14 protein-coding genes are annotated in these 15,848 nt (G+C 65.8%); 7 read left to right on the top strand and 7 right to left on the bottom strand.

Translation table 11 applies throughout. From position 1 onward, the window contains the following. Together gorA and pgi are read right to left on the bottom strand one after the other, a co-directional pair. A partial coding sequence (gene gorA, locus VF631_RS06455; RefSeq protein WP_431849457.1) for a glutathione-disulfide reductase occupies window positions 1-1,226 on the bottom strand: 1,226 nt, incomplete at its 3' end. Continuing rightward, window positions 1,223-2,719, bottom strand: a complete 1,497-nt coding sequence (gene pgi, locus VF631_RS06450) for a glucose-6-phosphate isomerase (protein WP_431849456.1) — start codon at window positions 2,717-2,719, stop codon at window positions 1,223-1,225. The genes pgi and gorA, both read right to left, overlap by 4 nt. 154 nt (window positions 2,720-2,873) lie before the next feature. On the opposite strand from pgi, the gene lepB reads away from it, so the two are divergent. Genes lepB through era form a run of 3 tightly spaced genes read left to right on the top strand, consistent with a single transcriptional unit; the run spans window position 2,874 to window position 5,279 of the window. Then, a complete protein-coding gene (lepB, locus tag VF631_RS06445) occupies window positions 2,874-3,713 on the top strand; it encodes a signal peptidase I (RefSeq protein WP_431849455.1) in 840 nt (279 codons plus the stop codon). A gap of 4 nt (window positions 3,714-3,717) precedes the next feature. Beyond that, window positions 3,718-4,389 (top strand): ribonuclease III, encoded by a 672-nt coding sequence (gene rnc / locus VF631_RS06440; RefSeq protein ID WP_431849454.1) that lies wholly within the window; start codon window positions 3,718-3,720, stop codon window positions 4,387-4,389. Beyond that, window positions 4,386-5,279, top strand: a complete 894-nt coding sequence (era, locus tag VF631_RS06435) for a GTPase Era (protein WP_431849453.1) — start codon at window positions 4,386-4,388, stop codon at window positions 5,277-5,279. Before rnc ends, era begins: the two co-directional genes overlap by 4 nt. Here the strand turns inward: era and VF631_RS06430 are convergent. Together VF631_RS06430 and VF631_RS06425 are read right to left on the bottom strand one after the other, a co-directional pair. Continuing rightward, window positions 5,246-6,343, bottom strand: a complete 1,098-nt coding sequence (locus VF631_RS06430; RefSeq protein ID WP_431849452.1) for an MBL fold metallo-hydrolase — start codon at window positions 6,341-6,343, stop codon at window positions 5,246-5,248. The two genes, era and VF631_RS06430, sit on opposite strands and share 34 nt — an antisense overlap. Further along, a complete protein-coding gene (locus VF631_RS06425; protein ID WP_431849451.1) occupies window positions 6,321-7,007 on the bottom strand; it encodes a cell cycle transcriptional regulator TrcR in 687 nt (228 codons plus the stop codon). Before VF631_RS06425 ends, VF631_RS06430 begins: the two co-directional genes overlap by 23 nt. A gap of 382 nt (window positions 7,008-7,389) precedes the next feature. Between VF631_RS06425 and VF631_RS06420 the strand changes: the two genes are divergently transcribed. Continuing rightward, window positions 7,390-7,755, top strand: a complete 366-nt coding sequence (locus VF631_RS06420) for a hypothetical protein (protein ID WP_431849450.1) — start codon at window positions 7,390-7,392, stop codon at window positions 7,753-7,755. Between the two features lie 24 nt (window positions 7,756-7,779). Here the strand turns inward: VF631_RS06420 and VF631_RS06415 are convergent, their stop codons facing one another. After that, window positions 7,780-8,790 (bottom strand): NAD(P)H-quinone oxidoreductase, encoded by a 1,011-nt coding sequence (locus VF631_RS06415; protein ID WP_431849449.1) that lies wholly within the window; start codon window positions 8,788-8,790, stop codon window positions 7,780-7,782. A gap of 83 nt (window positions 8,791-8,873) precedes the next feature. Here VF631_RS06415 and VF631_RS06410 point away from each other — a divergent pair, with 83 nt between their 5' ends. The 3 genes from VF631_RS06410 to VF631_RS06400 all read left to right on the top strand — a co-directional run bounded on the left by VF631_RS06410 (window position 8,874) and on the right by VF631_RS06400 (window position 12,475). Continuing rightward, window positions 8,874-9,071: a DUF1192 domain-containing protein gene (locus tag VF631_RS06410; RefSeq protein WP_431849448.1), complete on the top strand. Its 198-nt coding sequence runs from the start codon at window positions 8,874-8,876 to the stop codon at window positions 9,069-9,071. Between the two features lie 129 nt (window positions 9,072-9,200). Continuing rightward, window positions 9,201-11,549 (top strand): ATP-dependent Clp protease ATP-binding subunit ClpA, encoded by a 2,349-nt coding sequence (clpA, locus tag VF631_RS06405; protein WP_431849447.1) that lies wholly within the window; start codon window positions 9,201-9,203, stop codon window positions 11,547-11,549. 296 nt (window positions 11,550-11,845) lie between these two features. After that, window positions 11,846-12,475 carry a glutathione S-transferase family protein gene (locus VF631_RS06400; protein WP_431849446.1) on the top strand — a complete coding sequence of 210 codons (630 nt, stop codon included), beginning with the start codon at window positions 11,846-11,848 and terminating at the stop codon, window positions 12,473-12,475. Between the two features lie 116 nt (window positions 12,476-12,591). Here VF631_RS06400 and VF631_RS06395 read toward each other — a convergent pair whose 3' ends face one another. Then, entirely contained in the window at window positions 12,592-13,185 is a 594-nt protein-coding gene (locus VF631_RS06395; RefSeq protein ID WP_431849445.1) for a hypothetical protein, read from the bottom strand. A 408-nt stretch (window positions 13,186-13,593) separates the two neighbouring features. Then, window positions 13,594-15,579, bottom strand: coding sequence for a TonB-dependent receptor plug domain-containing protein (locus tag VF631_RS06390; protein WP_431849444.1), 1,986 nt, complete (start codon window positions 15,577-15,579; stop codon window positions 13,594-13,596). Window positions 15,580-15,848: the final 269 nt, after the last annotated feature.

Raw genomic sequence — 15,848 nt, 5'->3', positions numbered from 1 at the left:
GGGCCGATCATGTGGATGCCGACGACCTGGTCGGTGTCGCCGTTGACGACCAGCTTGTAGAGCGCGCGCTCGTTGCGGCCGGCGAGGACGTTCTTCATCGGGCGGAAATCGGACGTGTAGCAGCGCACCGAGCCGAGCCTGTTGCGCGCCTCGGATTCCGTCATACCGACGCCGCCGATCGGCGGGTGGCTGAACACGGCCGACGGGATGTTATCGTAGTCGACCTGGGAGGGCTTGCCCCCGAACACGCTGTCGGCAAAGGCCTGCGCCTCCCGGATCGCGACCGGCGTGAGCTGGACCCGGTCGGTGACGTCGCCGATCGCGTAGATGCTGGGGCAGGTCGACACGTTGTCGGCGTTGACGATCACGGCGCCGCCGCGACTCAGTTCCACTCCCGCCGTCTCCAGGCCGAGGCCGGGCGTCTTGGGCACGCGGCCGAGCGCGAACAGCAGGGCGTCGGCCTCCAGCGGATCGCCGCCGTCCTTCAGTTGGATGAGCAGCGACCCGTCCTCCCGCTTCTCCGCCCGCTCGAACGGCGCGTTGAAGCGAAACTTCATGCCCGCCATGATCGAGATCTGAAGCAGCCGATCGCGGATCTGGGCGTCGTAGTGGCGAAGTATGCGGTCGCCGCGATTGATGATCGTCACGTCCGAGCCGAAATGGTGGAAGATGCCCGCGAACTCGTTGGCGATATAGCCGCCGCCCGCGATCGCGAAACGCTTCGGCACCCGGTCGAGAAGGAACACCTCGTTGGAGGTGATGCCATGCTCCGCGCCCGGGAAGTCGGGGATGTAAGGCCAGCATCCGACCGCGATCAGGATTCGGCCCGCGGAGACCTGGCTGCCGTCCGCGAGCCGGACCTCGTTCGGCCCGATGACCGTGGCGCGCTGGTGGATCGTCTCCACCTTGTTGTTGTCGAGAATGCCCTGGTAGACCGCCTCGATCCGTTTCACCTCGTCATGGACGTTGTCGCGCAGCACGTCCCAATTGAAGTCGCACCTGGGCACTTCCCAGCCGAACCGGCGCGCGTCGGCCAGATCCTCGGCGAAGTGCGCGCCATAGACGAGCAGCTTCTTCGGCACACAGCCGCGGATGACGCACGTCCCGCCGACCCGATGCTCCTCCGCAAGCCCGACCCGAGCGCCGTGTGCGGCCGACACACGCGCCGCGCGCACCCCGCCGGAACCGCCGCCGATGACGAAAAGGTCGTAATCGTACTGGCTCAAAACTCGTCTCCGAATGCGTGGGCCATCAACGCCTCTGTCGATGCGTCGAATTGCAGCCCGCCGCTATCCATAGCCTTGGCCATCTCCTTGCCGAGCTCCACGCCGAACTGGTCGAACGGATTGATCCCGAGCAGGACAGCGTTCGCGAAGGTGCGATGCTCGTAAAACGCGAGCAACGCGCCGAGCGAGGCGGGCTCCACGCGGTCCATCAGGATGGTCGTGGACGGGCGATCGCCCGCATAGGAACGATGCGGGTCGTCGGAACGGCGGCCGGCCATCAGCGCAGCACCTTGCGCGAAGCAATTGGTCAGCAGCTGGCGATGATGGTCGGGATCGAGCGCGTGATCCGGCTCGATCGCCGCCACGAACTCGACCGGCACGAGATGCGTGCCCTGGTGCAGGAGCTGAAAGACGGCATGCTGCGCGTCAGTGCCGACGCCACCCCAGGTGATCGGAGCCGTGGCCCGTCCGACCGGCTCACCGGACAAGGTGACGCTCTTGCCGTTCGACTCCATCTCGAGCTGCTGGAGATAGGATGGCAGCAGCCGCAGCCTTTCATCATAAGCGAAGACGGCGCGCGTCTCGGCGCCCCGCAGGTTGGCGTAGTAGCGGTCCACGAAAGCGGCGAGCACGGGCGCGTTCTGCAGCGGCGGCGCGAGGCGAAAATGCCGGTCCATCGCCGCGGCGCCCTCGAGCAGTTCCTCGAACTCCGTCCAGCCAAGCGCCAGGGCGACCGGAAAGCCGATCGAGGACCACAGTGAGTAGCGTCCTCCAACCGTCTCGGAGAATGGCAGGATGCGCGTTTCGTCGACGCCCCATTCGATCGCCCGCTCGGGCGATGCGGTCAGCGCAATCACGCGGCCATATGGGTCGTCAACCCCGTCCTCCTCGAGCCATGTCAGCGCCGACTCAGCATTGAGCATGGTCTCGCTAGTGGTGAAGGTTTTGGAAGCGATGACGATGAGGGTGGCGGTTGGATCGAAGCGCGCGAACGCCGCTTCCAGTGCCGCGCCATCCACGTTGGAAACCACCGCGCTGTCATAGCGGCCGGCATCACGGCCGAGCGCATCGATCAGGAAGTCGGGGCCGAGCGCCGATCCGCCGATGCCGATGTGAAGGATGTGCCGAACGGGGCCGAACGCACCCGCCTCGATCGCGTCGATCAGCGCGCGCATCCGAAGGTGCAGCGTCTGGGCGCGGTGAACGCTTTCCGGCGCTCCATGCCCGCGCTCGGCCGGGTGTTCGGCGGCCCGGCCTTCCGTGGCGTTGAGCGCCTCGCCGCGGAAGAGAGCCTCGCGCCTGCCGGGCAGGTCGCGCGCCTCGGCCAGGGCAGCGAAGCCGTCCAGCAGCGCATGATCAAGGTGCGTTTTGGAAAAGTCGAAGCGGAGCCCGACTTCCTCGACAACCAGCCGGGACAGCCGGTCCGGCTCGGCCTGGAACAGCTCGGTCAAGCTCGACCCCGGATGTGCCTCCAACGCCGCCCAATCGCTCACATGCCGCCTTTCCGTTCAGAAGTCCGGGCTATCTAGGGAGGGGGTGCGGCAAAGCCTAGCCTTGGTGGAGGCCTGGGAGCGTCCGTTCCTGTCTGTTCCACTTCACCGCGCTGTTCGCTTGACCCCTGCTCCGCCCCAAGCGAAAGCGCGCGGAATGGCGACAGCGAGGAGTGTAGCGGCGAACAAGCCGGCGAAGCGGCGTAAAAGGGGCGGCCTTGCAGAAACCACGCGCTTCCTGCTGTTTGTGTTCCTGGCTGCCGTGATCCTGCGCAGCTTCGTGGTCGCGCCGTTCGTGATTCCGTCCGGATCGATGCTGCCGCGAATGATGATCGGCGATTATCTGTTCGTATCGAAATGGCCCTACGGCTTCTCGCGTCACTCGATGCCGTTCGGCCTCGGCAGCTTCACTGGCCGCTATTTGGGGGCTCGGCCGGAGCGCGGCGATGTCGCCGTATTCCGTGAGCCGGGCGGAAGCGAGGACGATTACGTCAAGCGGGTGATCGGCTTGCCTGGCGACACCGTGCAGATGCGGGACGGCGCGCTCTATTTGAACGGCCAAGCCGTGCCCAAGGTGCGGGTGGCGGATTATCTGATGCCGCTCACGCCGAACAGCCCGTGCCGCAGCGTCGATCCGGATGCGGATCCGACCGTGGAGGATCAGGAAGGGCGGCGTTACTGCGCTTATCCGCGCTTCCGAGAGACGCTGCCGGGCGGCCGCTCTTATTATGTCCTCGACCAGGTCGACGGAGTGGCCGACAACACGCCCGTCTTCCAGGTGCCGGCCGGCCACTATTTCATGATGGGCGACAATCGCGACGACAGCATGGACAGCCGCTTTCCTCGGAACATGGATGGCGTCGGCTTCCTGCAGGAGGATTATCTGATCGGGGAAGCATTGGTGACCTTCTTCTCCACCGATGGCTCGGCCGAATGGTTGAAGCCCTGGACCTGGTTCACCGCCGCCCGCTCGGAGCGAATCGGGGAGACCTTCTGACCCTATGGATGCACGCGCCAACCTCCTGTCCTGGATCGAGGCGACGCTCGGATATCGGCCGCCCGATCCGGCCTTGTTCGAGCGTGCGCTCACGCATTCGAGCCGCGGCGAGGATCATTACGAGCGGCTGGAGTTCCTCGGTGATCGGGTCCTGGGGCTCGCGATGGCGACCTGGCTTTACGAGCTCTATCCGGATGAACCGGAGGGCAAGCTGTCGCGCCGCTTCAACGTGCTCGTCTCGGGCGAGACCTGCGCCGAGGTTGCGCGCGAGCTTGGCGCGCGCGAACATGTGATCCTCGGCAAGCAGGCTCGTGACGACGGCGCGGCCGATAGCGACAATGTGCTGGGCGACATCACCGAAGCCTTGATCGGCGCCCTTTATCTGGAAGCAGGGCTGGAAGCAGCGGCGCGGTTCGTCCGCTCCGCCTGGGCCGAGCGCGTCGAGGGCCAGGATCGCGCGCCCAAGCATCCCAAGTCCGCGCTCCAGGAATGGGCTGCCGCCAACAACCGCAAGCCCCCCGCCTACCATCTCACCGGCCGCTCCGGCCCCCACCATGCGCCGAAATTCGTAGTCGAAGTCGAGATCAAGAATGTGGGCAGCGCCACCGCTGATGGCTTGAGCAAGCAGGAGGCTGAAACTGCCGCCGCCAAGGCGTTGCTGGAGAAAGTCACATGACGGAGCGCTGCGGTTTCGTAGCCGTTGTCGGAGCGCCGAACGCCGGCAAGTCGACGCTCGTCAATGCGCTCGTCGGCCAGAAGGTCGCGATCGTCAGCCCCAAGGCGCAAACCACGCGCGTGCGGCTGATGGGGGTGGCGATCCTTGGTCAGGCGCAGGTGCTGCTGCTCGACACGCCCGGCATCTTCGAGCCCAAGCGCCGGCTGGACCGCGCCATGGTCGCGGCCGCCTGGGCGGGCGCGCAGGATGCGGACCTGCTCGCGCTCGTCATCGACGCCAAGACCGGCCTGTCGCATCGGCTGGAGGAGATGCTGGACGGGCTTGGCGGCAGGCCCGAGCCCAAATGGCTGATCCTCAACAAGGTCGACATTACGCCCAAGGAGGAACTGCTCACCCTAACCGCCAGGCTCTCCGAGCGGCTCCAGTTCGAACAAATCTTCATGGTCTCCGCCACGACCGGCGACGGCATCCCGGACCTCAAGACCGCGCTCGCCGCGCGCGTTCCGGAAGGGCCGTGGCACTTCCCCGAAGACCAGGTTTCCGACGCGACCGACCGCATGCTCGCCGCCGAAGTCACCCGCGAACAACTTTACCTCCAGCTCCACGCGGAGCTGCCTTATGCAAGCGCCGTCGAGACCGAAAAATACGAAGAACGCCGCGACGGATCGGTCGCGATCCACCAGCAGATCCTGGTCGGGCGGCCGACTCAGAAGGCAATCGTGCTGGGCAAGGGCGGCACGCGCATCAAGCAGATCGGCGCCGCCGCCCGCGCGCAACTGGCCGAACTGCTCGGCCGCAAAGTGCACCTCTTCCTCCACGTCAAGGTCAATCCCGACTGGGAAGAGGACCGCGGCCTTTACCGCGAGATCGGGCTCGACTGGGTGGAGTGAAACCAGGCGGTGTCGCCGCGCCATTCCCTCGCCGCCCTGCCCTCCAGCTCAAGCCGCCGCAGGTGTGCCATCGCCTCTCCGGTCGCGAGGCCGAAGATGCCGGCGTCGATCTTGCGCCCGAACAGGATCGAAAAGCAGTCGACCGCACGGCGGGGCTCCTCAAGGTGCTCGGCAAGCGCATTCAGCCGGTCGCGATGTCCGGCGTCGAGCGCGTCCAGACGGGCGTGCAGACCCATGAACGGATCACCATGCGAGGGCAGCACGAGCAGATCATCCGGCAAGCGACGCAGCTTGGCGATGGAGTCCAGCCAGTCGCCAAGCGGATCGCCTTCCGGCTCGCTGAGCGACAGCGACACGTTGGACGTGATCCGCGGCAGCACCTGATCGCCGGCGATCAGCACGCGGTTCGCCTCGTCGAGCAGGCAAACATGTTCGGGTGAATGGCCGTTGCCGGTGACGACTCGCCATTCGCGGCCGCCGATCGGGACGAGATCGCCGTCGCGCAGCCGTACGAAGCTGACCGGCACCGGCGTCACCACCGAGGCGAAGCGGCCCCAGCCCTTGGCGGCTTCCGCCTCAATCCGCTCTTCATTCCACCCGGCCGAGCGCCAGTAGGCAAAAGCATCGGGCGGCGGCGCGTCGCGCACGTCGCTGGTCAGCATCCGGGCGAACAGCCATTCCTCACGGCTCATCCAGAGCCGGGCGGAGAAACGCTCGCACAGCCAACCGGCAAGACCGAGATGATCCGGATGGAAGTGCGTGACCAGCATCCGGCTGATCGGCCGCCCACCGAGCGGCCCCGCGAGCAACGTCTCCCAGGCCTCGCGGCACGGCGGGATGTCGAGCCCGGCATCGATCGCGGCAAAGCCCTCGCCATCATCCAGCAGCCAGATATTGACGTGTTTGAGCGGCCCCGGAACCGGCAGCCGCGCCCAATGCAGCCCGTCGGCGACGCTGATCAACTCGCCTGCTTCGGGGAAGCGGCGGCCGAACGGGTAGGTCAGCCCCTTGTGGGTGTACGGACTTTCCGCTCCCGACAGCTCAGCTTCTGAACGGGTCGACAAAGCCGCGGTCGCTGGATGCGGGAGCGGCGGTCTCGCCGGCCAGCTCGGCGGCGTGTGCAGCCTCGGCTAGCCGCGCATTCGACTCGCGCTCGGCGCGCAGTTCCGAAATCAGCGCCTCGCGGTCGCCGGCAAGACGGCCATCGTCCGGCGATGGCTCGTGCCCTGCCGCCTTGGCCACCTTGGCGACCAGCGCATCGAGCTCGCGTTGCGAGCACAGACCGAGCGTGACCGGATCCTTGGGAGTGATGTTGGAGATGTTCCAGTGGGATCGATCACGGATCGCCGCGATCGTGGTCCGCGTCGTGCCGATCAGCTTGCCAATCTGGCCGTCGCTGATTTCCGGGTGATTGCGGATGATCCAGGCGATGCCGTCGGGCTTGTCCTGGCGCTTCGATACGGGAGTATAGCGCGGCCCCTTGGTGCGGCGGACCTCGTCCGGCACTTTGAACATGCGCAGCTTGTAATTGGGATCATTCTGCCCGCGCTCGATCTCCTCCTGCGTCAACTCGCCGGCCCGGATCGGATCGCGCCCGGTCAGCTTTGTCGCCGCGGTGTCATCAGCGATCGCCTGGATCTCAAGGATGTGAAGCCCGCAGAACTCCGCAATCTGCTGAAAGGTCAGCGAACTATTGTCGACCAGCCAGGATGCGGTCGCGTGAGGCATGAGCGGCTGGGCCACTGCGCAAGTACTCCGGAATAAAGAAAGGGCCGCCCCTCACGGAGCGGCCGAAGCAATCGCGGAGACTTAGTGCAGGGTGGCGCGAAGGGCAAGCAATGCGTTCGTGCGTGCCGGATTCGCCCGAAAACGTGCCCGTGAGTCCCGCGCCGCCTGCGAACGATCTGTGCCACACAAAAACCGAACTGTGGATCGAGCCTGCAGCCGACCCGCAAGAACGCCGCAGGGGCGATCGGGTGCGAACGAAGGGGATACCATGATGAAGTGCGTTGCCGCCGCGGCTTTGATTGTCGCTGCCATTGCAGGCGCCACCCAGCCCGCACACGCTGCGAGCCTTGATGCGGGGCCGCCGTCTGCGGGAGAGCGCAGCATGGGCGCGTTCGCGGGCGCTCGCTTGCGGCTCTCGCTCGGTGCGGCGCCCAAGGCGAGCGCCGCCTTCGCAATTGCGCCGATGCAGCGGTCCACGACGGGTGATGGCGCTGTGCGGATGCGCTTTGGCGAGGGCCTGGCATTTGGAACTGACGGCGGGGAACCGGTCACGCTCAGGCTCGCGGGCAGGCGCGTCGATCGGCTCGGGATCGCGCCGAATGGCAGGGTTGACGAACGCGCCGGCAAGCACGGGATATCAACGGTCGGCTATGTCGCGATCGGCGTGGGGGTGTTGGTTGCGGTCGTGTTCGCCCTGGGCGAGGCCTGCCGCACGGGCGAAATCTGCGGCAGCGACCGCGACGATTGAGCTCCTCCTTGGGCTAGGTCCGGCTCACCCGTCGCCGACCTCCAGTATCACCTTGCCGACGTGCACACCGCTTTCCATCCGGGCGTGCGCCTTGCTCGCCCGGGCGAGCGGAAAGACCGTGTCGATGACCGGGCGCATGCGGCCGGTCTCGAGAAAGGGCCAGACCTTCTTCTGGATTTCTACCGCGAGGGATGACTTGAACGCGACCGACCGGGCGCGCAGCGTCGAGCCGGTGAGCGTCAGGCGGCGGCGCATGATGTGCCACAGCTGCACCTCGGCCATCGCTCCGCGCTGCGCCGCGATCGAGACGTGACGCCCATCTTCGGCCAGGCACGCCAGGTTGCGGGACAGATAATCGCCCCCGACCATGTCGAGCACGACCTGCACGCCCTTGTCTTGCGTCAACTCCTTGACCGCCTCGACGAAGTCGCCGGAGCGGTAGTTGATCGCATAGCGCGCGCCCAGTTGGACCGCTCGGGCGCACTTCTCGTCCGATCCGGCAGTGACGATGACGTTAAGCTCGAACAGCCGCCCCAGCAGGATCGCAGTGGTCCCGATCCCGCTGGTCCCGCCATGCACCAGTACCGTGTCGCCGCGCTTGGCGCCGCCGATGCCGAACAGATTGGTCCAGACGGTGAACACCGCCTCAGGCAGCGCGGCGGCCTCGACCATGCTGAGCGGGCCGGGCACATTCAGGCATTGGCCAGTGGGCGAGGTGCAATATTCCGCATACCCGCCGCCACTGACCAGTGCGCAGACCCGCTTGGCCATCCAGCCCGAGGGAAACACACCCGCGCCGACGCCGACCACGCGGCCGGCGACCTCCAGGCCCGGGATGCTAGGCGCCCCCGGCGGCGGCGGATAAGCGCCGATCCGTTGCATCAGGTCCGGGCGATTGACGCCCGCCGCTTCGATCTTGATCAGCACCTCGCCCTCGCCAGGCTCGGGCACGGGCCGCTCGACCAGGGTCAGCACCTCGGGCCCGCCCGGCCCTTCGGGGTCGATCGCCCGCATTGTAGGCGGCACGGTGGCCATCGAGTCACGCTCCATCGAGAATATGCGCCGGTCGTGGCGCGCGTTGTTGACAGCGACTCCGCTCCGGTCAACGTTCCGTGTTGATGGACCTGGACGAACTCTTCCCGGCCAAGCCGGACGATCCGCTGACCCAGCTTGGCAAGCAGGATCTCGATCCGCTGTCCGTGGACGAACTCCACGCCCGGATTGCGGGGCTGGAAGCCGAGATCGCGCGGGTGCGCGCCAAGATCGATGCCTCCGTCTCCTTTCGCGCAAGCGCCGAAGCGATCTTCAGGAAATGAACCGCTCCCCCGAGGCCGGCGTTAATCATGCCGTGAAGCGGGTGGCCTGCTTGATCGCGGGCCGAGGCGGCACGACATTACGATCAAGCCGCCCGTGACAGTTTCGCGCGGGCGCTCAAGGAGTTGAACATGCCGTCTTTCGCCCGCGAACTCGAACAAACGCTCCATACGGCTTTGGCCGAGGCGAGCGGCCGCCGGCACGAATATGCGACGCTGGAGCACCTGCTGCTCGCGCTTGTCGAGGATGCCCATGCATCCAAGGTCATGTCAGCCTGCGGGGTCGACTTGAAGGAGCTGCGTGAGGCGGTTCGCCAGTATCTCGACACCGAACTGGAAGCGCTGAAGGTCGACGCGGATACCGATCCCTCCCCCACCAGCGGCTTCCAGCGGGTTGTCCAGCGCGCCATCCTCCACGTCCAGTCCTCCGGTCGCGACGAGGTGACCGGCGCCAACGTGCTTGTCGCACTCTTTTCCGAGCGCGAGAGCTATGCCGTTTATTTCCTCCAGCAGCAGGACATGAGCCGCCTCGATGCGGTCAGCTATATCAGCCACGGCGTCGGCAAGGGCGAGACCTCCACCGAGGCGCCCGAGGTCAAGGGCGCCGAGGAGCCCAAGCAGGAGGACGGCAAGAAGAAGAGCGAGAGCCCGCTCAAGCAGTTCACCGTCAACCTCAATGAGAAGGCGCACTCCGGCCGCGTCGATCCACTGATCGGCCGCGGGCCGGAGGTCGATCGCACGGTGCAGATCCTGTGCCGCCGCTCCAAGAACAACCCGCTCTATGTGGGCGACCCGGGCGTCGGCAAGACGGCCATCGCCGAAGGCCTGGCGCGCAAGATCATCGAGGGCGACGTCCCCGAGGTGCTTCGCGAGGCGGTGATCTACTCGCTCGACATGGGCGCGTTGCTCGCCGGCACTCGCTATCGCGGCGACTTCGAGGAGCGCCTCAAGGCGGTGGTGACGGAGCTCGAGAAGCTTCCCCACGCGATCCTGTTCATCGACGAGATCCACACGGTGATCGGCGCCGGCGCGACTTCGGGCGGCGCGATGGACGCCTCAAACCTCCTGAAGCCCGCTCTGTCGGGCGGCACGATCCGGTGCATCGGCTCCACCACTTACAAGGAGTTCCGCAACCACTTCGAAAAAGATCGCGCGCTGCTGCGCCGGTTCCAGAAGATCGACGTCAACGAGCCGACGATCGAGGACACAATCAAGATCCTGGCAGGGCTTCGCACCGCGTTCGAGGATCATCACAAGGTCAAGTACACGCCCGATGCGATCAAGTCGGCGGTCGAGCTGTCGGCGCGCTACATCAACGACCGCAAGCTGCCGGACAAGGCGATCGACGTGATCGACGAAGTCGGCGCAATGCAGATGCTGGTGCCGCCGAACAAGCGCAAGAAGACGATCACGGTCAAGGAGATCGAGCAGGTCATCTCGACCATCGCTCGCATCCCGCCGAAGAGCGTCTCGACCGACGACAAGAAGGCGCTCGAGCATCTCGACCGCGACCTCAAGCGGGTCGTGTTCGGCCAGGATGCCGCGATCGGCGTCCTCTCCTCGGCGATCAAGCTGTCGCGGGCAGGTCTCCGCGATCCCGACAAGCCGATCGGCAACTATCTCTTCTCCGGCCCGACCGGCGTCGGCAAGACGGAGGTGGCGCGTCAGCTGGCCAGCATCATGGGCATCCCGCTCCAGCGTTTCGACATGTCGGAATACATGGAACGGCATTCGGTGAGCCGCCTGATCGGTGCGCCTCCGGGCTATGTCGGCTACGACCAGGGCGGCCTGCTGACCGACGCCGTCGACCAGCATCCGCACTCCGTGCTTCTGCTGGACGAGATCGAGAAGGCCCATCCGGACCTGTTCAACATCCTCCTGCAGGTGATGGATAACGGCAAGCTCACCGATCACCACGGCAAGACGGTTGATTTCCGCAACGTCATCCTCATCATGACCACCAATGCGGGCGCCAGCGACATGGCGCGCGAGGCGGTGGGCTTCGGCGCCATGACCCGCGAGGGCGAGGATGAGGAAGCGATCAAGCGGATGTTCACGCCGGAATTCCGCAACCGCCTCGATGCGATCGTGCCGTTCAGCTACCTGCCGCCGGAAGTGGTCGCCCGGGTTGTCGACAAGTTCATCCTCCAGCTCGAGCTTCAGCTGGCGGATCGCAACGTCCACATCCACCTCGACGACGAGGCCAAAGCCTGGCTGACGACGCGCGGCTACGACAAGCTCTACGGCGCGCGCCCGATGGGCCGCCTGGTTCAGGAGAAGATCAAGCAGCCGCTCGCGGAGGAGCTACTGTTCGGCAAGCTGATGCACGGCGGCGAGGTCAAGGTCACGATCAAGGACAACGCACCCGCGTTCGAGATCGTCTCCGCCCCGCCCAAGGCGGCCAAGAAGAAGGGCCGAAAGGTCCAGATCGGGGAGGCCGAAGGCCAGGCCGACCAAGGCCAACCCGAACCGCAGGCCTGATACAGACCCTCTCCCTTGATGGGATGAGCGGGCCGGAATGCCTCCGGACAATCATGAACATGCCGGGGGCGTGTTCACCCGCTCATGGTTGCGCAGCCTTAGCGAGCCGCTTTGGCGAGCTTAGGCGAAGCTGGGAGAGGGTGACACCGGTCGAGTTCAGCCGCCGACGGGGTCGCCCTCTCCAACTCCGCCTAGGCTCCTTTATCGCAAGGCTCCGTACCCTCTCCCGTCAAAGGGAGCGGGTTTCATTGTTCAGCATTCGCGCTAAACTCGCCTGACCACACCACGAGGCGCGCATGGCTGACATCACCTTCTACACCAACCCAATGTCGCGCGGGCAGATTGCGCGCTGGATGCTGGAGGAAGTCGGCCAGCCTTACGAGACGGTGCTGCTCGATTACGGCACCACCATGAAGTCGCCCGACTATCTGGCAATCAATCCGATGGGCAAGGTCCCTGCGATCCGGCACGGAGAGGTGGTGGTCACCGAAGGGGCGGCCATCTGCGCCTATCTCGCCGACGCCTTTCCCGACCGCCAGCTCGCGCCCGCGCCCCGGGACCCGTTACGAGGATCGTATCTTCGCTGGATGTTCTTTGGCGCCGGCCCGGTCGAGCACGCCGTCACCAACCACTATCTGAAATGGGACCCAAGCCCCGAGCAGTCGATGATGGTTGGTTATGGCGGCTACGACACAGTGCTCGGTGTACTCGAGCAACTTGTCGCCACGGGCCCGTATCTGCTCGGCGACAAATTCTCTGCGCTTGACGTTTATCTCGGCTCGCAGATCTCCTGGGGCACGCAGTTCGGCACGATGGAAAAGCGCCCGGGCTTCGAGGAGTATGTTGCCCGCATCACCGCCCGTCCCGCTTACTGCAAGGCCAAGGACACCGACGCCGCCCTGATGCCGAAGCGGGACTCCGCCTAGAGCGTCAGCACCGGCGGCTCGGCGTCCGACCGGATCGGCGCGTTCATCCCGCACCCGCGCGGATTGTCCCGAACCGGAGACCGCCGGACCGCAATAGCCCCTCCCGTCCTGTGAGCTTACCCTCGTTCCCCACGCCTAGGCTTAGGTGGAGGGGGTGCATATTCGATGGGCGGAGGCGGTGCGTCATACGCCATCGGCGGCTCGTAGGTCACTGCCTCGCAAGGTGTCCCGGCGTTTCGCATGGCGACGCGGACGCGCTCGTCGTTGCAGAGCAGTTGAACCGCGCCCTCGCGCATGCCCATGTGGTGAAGCTCACGGGAGAGCTTGATCGTCTCGCAGATGCGGTCCCGCTTCGTGCCGCCCAGGCTCACCCCGAGGATGCCCGTCTGAACGCCGGCACTTGCGCTTCCCAAACAGGTGTCGATGCCAGACGTCAGCGGAGCAGCATATGCCGTGCTCACCGGGATCCGGCGGTTGCGGGCTTCACGATGGATGTAGGTGTCGCCCTCCACCGAGACGTTCGACGAGAGATTGGACGAGTTGTTGGCGTTGTTGGTGTTCGAGTTCGAAGCTGTGGCCGTGGAAGGCCCCGTCGAAACATTGCCGATCGAGGCTGCGCCGCCGGTGGCCGATGCACCAGCCTTCGCTCCGGCATGAGCACCCGCGTGGGCGCTGTTTTTGATATTCTGGCCGTAGTTGAGGTGCGGCAAATGACCAACAGGTGTTCCCTTTGGCGGCGCCTTCCAGGCTGGCGGCAAGTGCTGGTACACGAGTTTCGGCGGCTTCGCCGGGTGCGCTGGCTTGGCACCATAGTTGAGGTGCGGCAGCTTCGCGACCGGGATGCCTTGCGGTTTCGTGTGTTTAGGATGCGGACTTCCGGACGCGAGCGCTGGCGTTGCCCAAACGACGCTGGCGAGAAGGATTGTGAGACGCATCATGCCCTCCCCTGTTGAGAGGCGGCTTTCACCACCCCGATGAGATTTGGTAAGCGCCGCATTGACACTGAGTCAACGGACCGCCCCTGCTGCGTCCCAAGGCGTCTGCTTTTAGCACAAGCCGTAGCGTGAAGGTTCCCGGCTGCACGTTCGCAGTTGCTCAACTGGCGAGGCTTTCAGGCTTCACTGTCCGCCGAAGCGCAGCCGCAGGCCGCCGTTCAGGATGAAGCCTTCCGTTGGCGCCCAAACATCGACTGTCCACTGGCCGCTGGGCCTGCGTTGCGGGAGGAGGAGCGGATCGTAACGGGTTTGGCGGACGCCCAGAATGTTCTCGGCGTTGGCGAACAGGCTGATCTTGCCAAGCACGACCTCGCCGAGGACGCCGAGATGAAGATAAGGCCGACTTTCCGTTCGATAAGGATTGTCTTCGAGCGATTGGCGGCCCGTATAATATGCTTCGATCCCGATGCGCCCTTTTCCGTGCTGTTCCCACATCGCCACCGCGCCAGCTGTGTGGCGGGGCGTCAGAGGCACCCGCCTCCGATTTGCGGCCATGTCATCGGGCTCAGTCGCGTCGACGAAGACATAGCTGCCGGTGATCGAGAACGCGTCCCACCTGTAGCGCAGCAGGAGCTCCGACCCGCGGATGCGAGTGTGACCCTCGATGTTCACGAGCCGCACCCGATCCGCCGCGACAATCTCCAGCCGCGTGGCCTTGTCGATGTCGGAGGCGAACAGGGTGACGCTAGCCTCCAGGGGCCCGGGTGCGTACCCGATGTCGATGGACGCGGTCTGCGCCGTCTCGGCCCTCAGGCCGCTCAGCGGCTCCAGCCGCGACAGGCCGGCAGCCTCGATCTCCTCCACAAACGGCGTGGGCGCATAGAAGCCGCGGCCGAGCGAAGCGCGGATGCTCCAGGATCCAGGCCGGTAGAGCGCCGACAGGCGCGGACTTAGCTGCGTTCCGTATTCGCTGTGAAAGTCGAGCCGCGCGCTGGCGGCTACGGTCAGCTCAGGGCCCAACTCATGCTCGACCTGCGCGAACAAGGCCGGGACATCGAAAGTGTAGTTGAAGACCGGAAAGGTCTTGGAACGGAAGCTGTCATCCTGGAACGCGACGCCGGCGAGCCAGCCAGTCGCATCCGAATGTCCGGCCAGCGAGGCTTCGGCGAACAAAGTGCCGTGGCGATCCTCCTCGGCGACATCACCGAACCGATGCCGATGACCCTGGGTCATGGCGGATGCGCGAAGGTGCAGGCTGCCGAGTCGCTCGACCGGGAACTCGGCGGCAAGCCCGGTGTCGAGCCGGTCCGTGCTCTGGGTCTGCGCGAACGGGCGACCGTCCGGCGTGGTACGACCAGGCAGGGTGCCGCCCTCCCTCTCCTCGATCATCGCCCCCACCGTGAGGTAGGCGGACGCGCCGCTTGTGCCCTGCCAGAACAAACGTGGACGTGCCGTCAATCGCTCATAGAAAGGAATGTCGATCCAGCCGTCCTCGTCCAGGTCATGACGGCTCTGCCGGTGCGCGCCGCCGGTTATCGAGGCGCTCCAGCCATTGCCGAGCGGTGACGAGAGATAGCCGGTCAGGTCCTGGCCATTCCGGCTGGTTGCGTTGGCGAGCACTTCGGCCTCGAACTCCTCGCCCGGACGCCGCGAGACGAGGTTGATGACGCCGCCAAGCGCGGAGGCGCCGTAGAGTGCGGAGGCGGTGCCCTTGATCACCTCCACCTGGCCGAGATCGGTCGGTGGGATCTGCAGGACGCCGAGCGAAGAGGCCTGGCCGCCGTAGAGCGGCAAGCCATCGGCGAGCAGCTGCGTGTAGCGACCCTCCATGCCTTGAACTCGGATGTTGGCCGCGCCCAATGCAGGCGAGGTCACCTGGACGCGCACGCCGCCAGTCTCGTTGACCAGCATGGCGATGTTCCCCGGCCGCATCAGCAGCTTTTCCTCGATCTCCTCGCGGGTGATCACCTCGACCCGAATTGGTTCGTCCTGAATCCGCCGACCTGTGCGGGTGCCCTGGACGATGATCTCTTCTTCATCGGCCTCCGTCTCCTGCTGCTGCTCCTGCTCGGCGGCGATCGGCTGCTGCGCCTGTGCGGCCGAACCGAAGAGGAGTGAGGCCAGGAGCGAGGTGGCACCGATCGAGGCGGTGGACGCGACACTGTTCATGGCGCGCCGATAGCCGGCTTTCCCCGATCCGCGTAGCGGCTTGAGCGCCTGTTTGGTTGCGGGCCAGGAGCTGCCTTCCGGCACAGTCCTGCCTCGTCCGCAAGTACCACTTGCGGACGAATGGCTCCCTCCCCTATAGCCCCGCCTGTCCAGCGGGCGTAAGCGCCTGCGGAGGCTCGGGAACAGCGTGGTGGGGTTGTGGCGGTGACGCCCGCTCAGGCCGCGCTCTTTTGCCTTGTCGGCTCCGATGCTTCCGCGCGCCCATGCCC

The organism is Allosphingosinicella sp. (assembly GCF_036387615.1).
Taxonomy (GTDB): Bacteria; Pseudomonadota; Alphaproteobacteria; order Sphingomonadales; family Sphingomonadaceae; genus Allosphingosinicella.
This window is presented reverse-complemented; position numbering and strand designations above follow the sequence as displayed.

Excerpts from the sequence above, each read along its gene's own strand:
- lepB (WP_431849455.1), top strand. The coding sequence starts at position 2,874 with ATGGCGACAGCGAGGAGTGTAGCGGCGAACAAGCCGGCGAAGCGGCGT.
- rnc (WP_431849454.1), top strand. The coding sequence starts at position 3,718 with ATGGATGCACGCGCCAACCTCCTGTCCTGGATCGAGGCGACGCTCGGA.
- era (WP_431849453.1), top strand. The coding sequence starts at position 4,386 with ATGACGGAGCGCTGCGGTTTCGTAGCCGTTGTCGGAGCGCCGAACGCC.
- VF631_RS06425 (WP_431849451.1), bottom strand. The coding sequence starts at position 7,007 with ATGCCTCACGCGACCGCATCCTGGCTGGTCGACAATAGTTCGCTGACC.
- VF631_RS06420 (WP_431849450.1), top strand. The coding sequence starts at position 7,390 with ATGGGCGCGTTCGCGGGCGCTCGCTTGCGGCTCTCGCTCGGTGCGGCG.
- VF631_RS06415 (WP_431849449.1), bottom strand. The coding sequence starts at position 8,790 with ATGGCCACCGTGCCGCCTACAATGCGGGCGATCGACCCCGAAGGGCCG.
- VF631_RS06410 (WP_431849448.1), top strand. The coding sequence starts at position 8,874 with ATGGACCTGGACGAACTCTTCCCGGCCAAGCCGGACGATCCGCTGACC.
- clpA (WP_431849447.1), top strand. The coding sequence starts at position 9,201 with ATGCCGTCTTTCGCCCGCGAACTCGAACAAACGCTCCATACGGCTTTG.
- VF631_RS06400 (WP_431849446.1), top strand. The coding sequence starts at position 11,846 with ATGGCTGACATCACCTTCTACACCAACCCAATGTCGCGCGGGCAGATT.
- VF631_RS06390 (WP_431849444.1), bottom strand. The coding sequence starts at position 15,579 with ATGAACAGTGTCGCGTCCACCGCCTCGATCGGTGCCACCTCGCTCCTG.